This window comes from uncultured Campylobacter sp. (assembly GCF_938045595.1).
Classification (GTDB): Bacteria; Campylobacterota; Campylobacteria; order Campylobacterales; family Campylobacteraceae; genus Campylobacter_B.
In genome coordinates, this window is sequence record NZ_CALIBB010000014.1 from 1 (window position 1) to 6,128 (window position 6,128).

5 protein-coding genes are annotated in these 6,128 nt (G+C 48.7%); 1 reads left to right on the plus strand and 4 read right to left on the minus strand.

Annotated features, from left to right (window positions below; translation table 11 throughout):
- Positions 1 to 1,090, plus strand: a 1,090-nt coding sequence (locus tag Q0340_RS00415; protein WP_298081702.1) for a 3'-5' exonuclease, incomplete at its 5' end; no start/stop codon positions are given.
- Positions 1,091 to 2,283: 1,193 nt separating this feature from the next.
- Here the strand turns inward: Q0340_RS00415 and upp are convergent.
- From upp to Q0340_RS00435, 4 genes are all read right to left on the minus strand, one after another.
- Complete coding sequence (upp, locus tag Q0340_RS00420; protein WP_298081706.1) at positions 2,284 to 2,910, minus strand: uracil phosphoribosyltransferase; 627 nt, start codon at positions 2,908 to 2,910, stop codon at positions 2,284 to 2,286.
- Between the two features lie 588 nt (positions 2,911 to 3,498).
- Positions 3,499 to 4,092 (minus strand): BON domain-containing protein, encoded by a 594-nt coding sequence (locus tag Q0340_RS00425; protein ID WP_298081703.1) that lies wholly within the window; start codon positions 4,090 to 4,092, stop codon positions 3,499 to 3,501.
- A 374-nt stretch (positions 4,093 to 4,466) separates the two neighbouring features.
- Positions 4,467 to 5,240, minus strand: a complete 774-nt coding sequence (locus tag Q0340_RS00430; RefSeq protein ID WP_298081704.1) for an SDR family oxidoreductase — start codon at positions 5,238 to 5,240, stop codon at positions 4,467 to 4,469.
- Between the two features lie 275 nt (positions 5,241 to 5,515).
- Positions 5,516 to 5,884 carry a pyridoxamine 5'-phosphate oxidase family protein gene (locus Q0340_RS00435; RefSeq protein WP_298081705.1) on the minus strand — a complete coding sequence of 123 codons (369 nt, stop codon included), beginning with the start codon at positions 5,882 to 5,884 and terminating at the stop codon, positions 5,516 to 5,518.
- Positions 5,885 to 6,128: the final 244 nt, after the last annotated feature.

A 6,128-nucleotide genomic window follows, 5' to 3' on the forward strand; every position in this document is an offset into this window, starting at 1 on the left:
GCTGCATGTTTACGACGATACGGCGGCACAATACGCCCACGTAGCCGCACAGATCGCGCAAAGCGGCACTCCGCGCGAAAAGATCGCCGTCATCTTTCGCAATAATTCCAGCGCCGACGGCGTCGAGGTCGCGCTTAAGGAGCTCGATATCGGCGCGAAGCGAAAAGGCGGCGTGAGCTTTTTTGAAAGCCGCGAGATCAAGGCCTTTACGGACATCTTCGCGATGATAATAAACCCAAAAGATATGATGGCCTTTATGAGCACGTGCGAATACGCAAGAGGCGTCGGCAGCGCGCTAAGCAAGGAGCTTTTCGATGCGTTAATCGCGCTTGGGCACGGAAGCATTCACGCAGGGCTTTTGCGCCCCGACGAGAGCGTTAAAATTTTTGAAAAAAAGAGGAAAAACTATCAGCTCGGGCTTTTTGACGATGTCGATATTATCGGCTCGGCATCGCGCTTTGAAGCTTTGGAATTTGACGAGTTTTTTCGCTCGCACCCGGTTCTAAAACACAATAAAATCACCGAGGGCGGCGCCGTATTTTTGCACGAAATTTATAAAATTTTTAAAAAAAGCGGCTCAGTTGCGAGGTCTGCTACGCTCATCTCGCAGATCAAAAACTCGCGCCTTTTCGCGCTTGTGGCGGATTTCATCGCGACAAAGCGCGCGACGCTAAAAAACGGCAAGATAGACGACGAGCGCAAAAAGGACGAGACCGCTCGCATTTACGATAAATGCGGCATTTTAGAGCAGATCGCCGGCAAATACGCGGATCCGCAGAGCTTTTATAACTTCATAACCCTGGGCGCAAAGGAGATGAGCGAGGGCGAGGGGGTAAATCTGCTCAGCGTACACGCAAGCAAGGGGCTTGAGTTTTGCAGCGTCTATCTCATCGATCTGGCGCAAAACCGCTTCCCGAACCTCAAGCTAATAGCGATGGGCGGCAGCCTGGAGGAGGAACGGCGGCTATTTTACGTGGCGGTCACCAGAGCGCGCGACGAGCTGGTGCTAAGCTACGCGAAATTTGATAAGATCAGAAAGATTAATTACGAGCCGAGTTGCTTTTTAAGGGAAGCGGGACTAGTGAAGTAAGGCAAAATTTTGCTCGCTAAATTTTAAATTTTATTTTAGCGCGGCGTGGATCGTTTGGGGTAAGAATTTTACTCCTCGCATACTCTCGACGCGCCGCCCTGCTTCTTTGTCGGATTGCTGAAATAAGAATTTCGCCGCACGATTTTTGTAAAATTTTGCAGTGCGGGCGCTACGACGCTAATATGAGCGTGATTTTGCGTAGTTAGAATTGCGAAGCGGTAGGCTCTTTTGCGAGCCAAAATTTATCGACATTTTGCCTAAATTCTAGCCCGACATACGGACTAGCGATAAAATTTTACCCCCATCCGCTATTTTAGAATTTCTCCCGAGCCTAAGGACGATTTTAATTTATAGCGGCGAAATTTTGCCCTTACTTGAAATTTTACCGAAGCTCACTGCGGGTTGCAAGATTTCGCGCTCGTCACGCTCGCACTGGGCGGCGGTAGGGCGGAATCGCGCCTAAAGCGGCATAGCGGCGCAAAATTTCCACGGCTCAGCGCAAAATCGCTCTTGATCGCAAAATACGGCGGCTTTAAACTTGCTATTTTGCGGCTCGATAAATTTCATGGGCGGTAACGAGGTTTGACGCTACGTCTAAAAGACGCGATTACTCGGACTTTTTTTCAAACCGCGCGCGGTGCGATAGCAAGGTCGGAGGCAGTTTGAAAATGGTGATATTGCAGTGCGGGCAGCTGTAAAATTTCACACTGCAACTCGCAGGATTAAATTTTAAAATTTTGCTCCCGCTCTGTTGCATGGTTTTAACGCGGCGAATTCCCCGCAAAATCTTACGCGGGTAGAATTCTACGACAAAATTCTGAGATAATAAAATTTCACCGCCCTATTTTGCTTTTTTTCTTACTTTGAAATTTACGTGTTTTATACATCGCGGAGCTAAAATTTTATTTGATAAATTCCAAAAATACCGGAAATTCCACGACGAGTTAAAATTTTAAAGCACATCAAATTTACAGCGCTGCGAAATTTAAAATTTCACTACGTATTGCGCGTGCTGTAAAAAATACGCGCCCTACCGAATTTATTGGAGCGGCGACAACTCGCATATTTGTTAAATAGATTTCGCATCGCGTAAAATTCCATTGCCGGTAAAGTTTGCTGCCGATCAATTTATCGCCGCATAAAATGCTGTCCGCGCAAATTTAACGCAGCGCAAAGCCCTTCGCCGCGTAAACTCACAGCGTATTAAACACCCTATCTCCCGCGTCTCCGAGGCCCGGCACGATATATTTTTGCTCGTTTAATTTCTCGTCGATCGCCGCGGTAAAAACCTCGACCTGCGGGTAGATCTCGCTAAATCTATGAAGCCCCTCGGGCGCTGCGATGATGGAGATAAATTTGATCTTTTTGACGCCGTTTTTCAGCAGAAATTTCACCGCATCGATCGCCGTGCCGCCGGTCGCAAACATCGGATCGATGATGATTGCGGTGCGCTCTGCGGCGTCTGCGGGCAGTTTGGCGTAAAAAAACTCCGCCTGTGCGGTCTTTTCGTCGCGCTGAAAGCCTAAAAATCCTACGCTGGCATCGGGCATAAGCTTAAATACGCTATCTAGCATCCCCAGCGCGGCGCGCAAAATCGGGCAGATCATGATCTTTGTGGCGAGCTTATACGCGCTGGTTTGCGCCACGGGCGTATGCACGCTCACCTCGCGCAGCGCCAGATCGCGCGTCGCCTCAAACATCATCAGGTAGCTGATCTCATCGACGAGCATGCGGAACTGAAACGGATCGGTCCCCCGATCGCGCAAGATCGTGAGCTTATGCTCGATCAGCGGGTGCTTGATCAGCCTCACGTTAGGCAGCTCGCACGCGGTTTGGTGCGTACATTTTTGGCTTTGGCTCATTTTCTCTCCTTAAATTTACTGAATTTTGCGCCCTCTTGGGCATTTTGATCGTATGTTTTAGCACGAGCGCTCGCGTCATGTCGCTGAAATTTCGCCGATAACGGCAACGCGATTTTAAATTTAGCTCATTTTAGCTCGCAATGCGCGCGTTACGTTTAAATTTAGCTCGGCGGCTCACTTTTAATTTAGCGCTTTTAAAAACGCAGCCCTTTAAATTTTGCTCGCTTGCGTCGCCTCTGATTTGGTCGCTATTTAAACAGGGCGCGCTTTCTATCGGCACCGAGCGCTACTTTTCGGCGAGCGCTCGCGGCGTAAATTTCATCTGCGAAATTATCGTCTGAGGCGGCTTTAAATTTACTTAATGCTCGCGCTCGTGAGCCAAATTTTAAAATTCCCAGCTATCTTGCGCGCCGATAAAATTTTAATTTCATACACGCTGATTGCCCCGCAAACGAGCTGAAATAAATCTGGCATATCCTCAAATTTAGCCCGCCGCAAGCGGTTAAATTTGCCCTGCCGAAGCGATCAAATTTAACCGCAAAGCCCCTACTCCTTCACCACGCGCAGGAACGAATACACGTCCTGCACCCCGGGCGCGTGCGTCGCGTACCAGATCGCATGCTTTTCGTGCTCGATGTCCGTTACTACGCCGCTAAATACCACGTCGCAGCCCACGATCGCCACGCGCACCGCAGTGCCCGAAACGTCGGTGTCGGAAAAGAGATTTTTCTTTAAATTTGTAAAAATTTCAAACGAATTGCACGGATATTCGGGCTTTTTGACGCGCAGATAGGTATGCACGCGCCGCACGCCTTCGGTTTGCCGAGCTAAAGTAAGCAACGGCTCGCGCATCGCTTCGCTATCCAGAAGCCCGATGAGATAGACCTCGCCGTAGAAGCATTCGACCTCCAAATCCCAGCTGCTAAGGCCTTTGGTAAATAGAATTTTGCTTTGGATTTTAGTCTGGATGAGTTTGTCGCTGGCGACCTCGCTCACGCTGCGGCGGTCGCGCGCTACGGAATAGATGTCGTATACGCTAAGCGCGTTGCCAGCGGGCGCCAGCGGAGCCGCGCACGAGCTAAATAGCGCCGCGCAAGAGAGCAAAAACACCGCTAAAATCGCTAGAAACAAAACCCTCAAACCATCTCCAATCTCGTTTAATTTCTAATTATTTCAAACCTGCTTTAAGCTCACTTTTTAAATTTAGCCCCGCAGGCGCCATTTTGCCGCAACTTGAAATTTTGCTCCGTAAAATTCCGCCTAAACCGCACGCTGCAAAATTTTACAATGAAAATTTTAAAATTTGCGTTGTAATTCGCGCAGCTTGCGGAATTCTGCGTTTTCTTCGCTGCGAAATTTCACGCGCAGTATTCGTCGCCGTAAAATTCTACACGGCTAAATTTCGTTGCAAATTTGCCGCTGCGAATTCTACGAGTAAAATTTCTCGAGGCGGAATTCGCTTCTGTAAAATTTTATATTTCAAAACCCGCGCCCAAAATTCCGCCCAATCGCGGCTAATTCGTCGTAAGCCCGCCGTCTATCGCAAATATCGCGCCGCTGACCCATTTCGCCGCATCCGACGCCAAAAACACCGCCGCATCGCCGATGTCCTGCGCGCTGCCGATTTTGCCGAGCGGATAGATATTTTGCACCATCTGTTCAAACGCCTCGCGCCCCTGCGGGCTAAGCGCGCTTAAATTTCGCTCAAACTGCGGCGTCAGCACGCTTCCTGGCGCTATGGCATTAACGCGAATGCCGAGTTTGCCGACCTCGAAGGCAAGCGATTTAGTGAAAGAATTTAGCGCGCCTTTGGTGATCGAATACGCCGTCGTGGTGCGCCCCACGAGCATTCGGTTCGCAAAATACGACGAGATATTTATCACGCAGCCCTTGCTAGCCGCAAGCGCGCCCAAAAGCCCCTGAGTAAGCAGATAGGGCGCTTTGACGTTTAGGTTTAGATGGGCATCCAGCAGCGCTTCGTCGGTCGCCTCAAACGGTACGAATTTTCCCAACCCGGCGTTATTTATAAGGATATCTATCTTAAGAGGTAGCGCTAAAATGCGCTCGCAAAGGCCTTTTATCGTTTTGCTTTGCGCCAAATCCGCCTCTATCGCGTAAGCTTTCACGCCGTAACCGCCCAATGCCTCCTGCGCGATTTTTAATTTCTCCTCGCTTCTGCCGAGCAGGATCAAATTTGCGCCCTCTTCGGCGAAACACTTTGCGATGCCAAGCCCTATGCCGTCGCTTCCGCCAGTGATTACGGCGGTTTTGCCCTCTAATCGTTTCATACTTTTCCTTTCAATACGCAAATTTATGCTCTAAAAATTTGAGCGAGACTTACGGATCTTGCAAACTTCGAAATTTTGCAGGCTTTGAAATTTTATTAACTTTAAAATTTCGCCCGCTTTAAAATTTTACGGCGAAGCAAAATTTCGTCAATAAAATTTTACTAATTTTAAAATTCCATCGATAAAATTTCACGGCAAAATTCCATCGTAAAGCTCGCGGCGGAATTTCATCGGGAATTTCATCCGTAAATTCCACCCAAACTGCGCCGCTTGGCTTACAGCACCTGTTTTACGCTACTAGCCGTGATTTCAAGTAGCCTCGTAGCAAACGGAAATTTCGCCTTCGTTTCTTCAAACTCCGCGCCACTATCAATAAAACGCGCTGTGCCCTTCACTACAAAGCCGCGCCCCGCTCCGAACCTGCCTGCTAGCTCCTTCGTTGCGACGCTAAGCTCGACGTCTGGATTAATCTGCACATTGCTTTGCGTCTTTTTCATGCCCGCAGCAGGTATCAGAATGCGGTTTTCTTTGATAACGAGATATTTATTCCACGTGTTACTGATATGAGCCTCGCCGTGCGCGCAAGTAGCGATGCCCACGGCACATTCGTAATTTAAAATTTCCAAAAACTCTTTGCTAAACATTTTCTCTCCTTAGGATTAATTTTACGTTTTAAAACTTGCGGTTTCGAAGCAGCGCCTAATTTTAGCTTATTTCGCTTCCACCGCTTGCCGCCGCGGCTAAATTTTATATTTCAAAAGCGCATCTTTTTCGGCTTTGCTTACGCGGAAGCTATCGCGGATCTTGGAAATCGCCTTGTTTTGGATAAATTTAGCCGCCCGCTTGCTCGCCAAAAACGCAAGCGTGATCTCGCGCTGTTTGATAAAC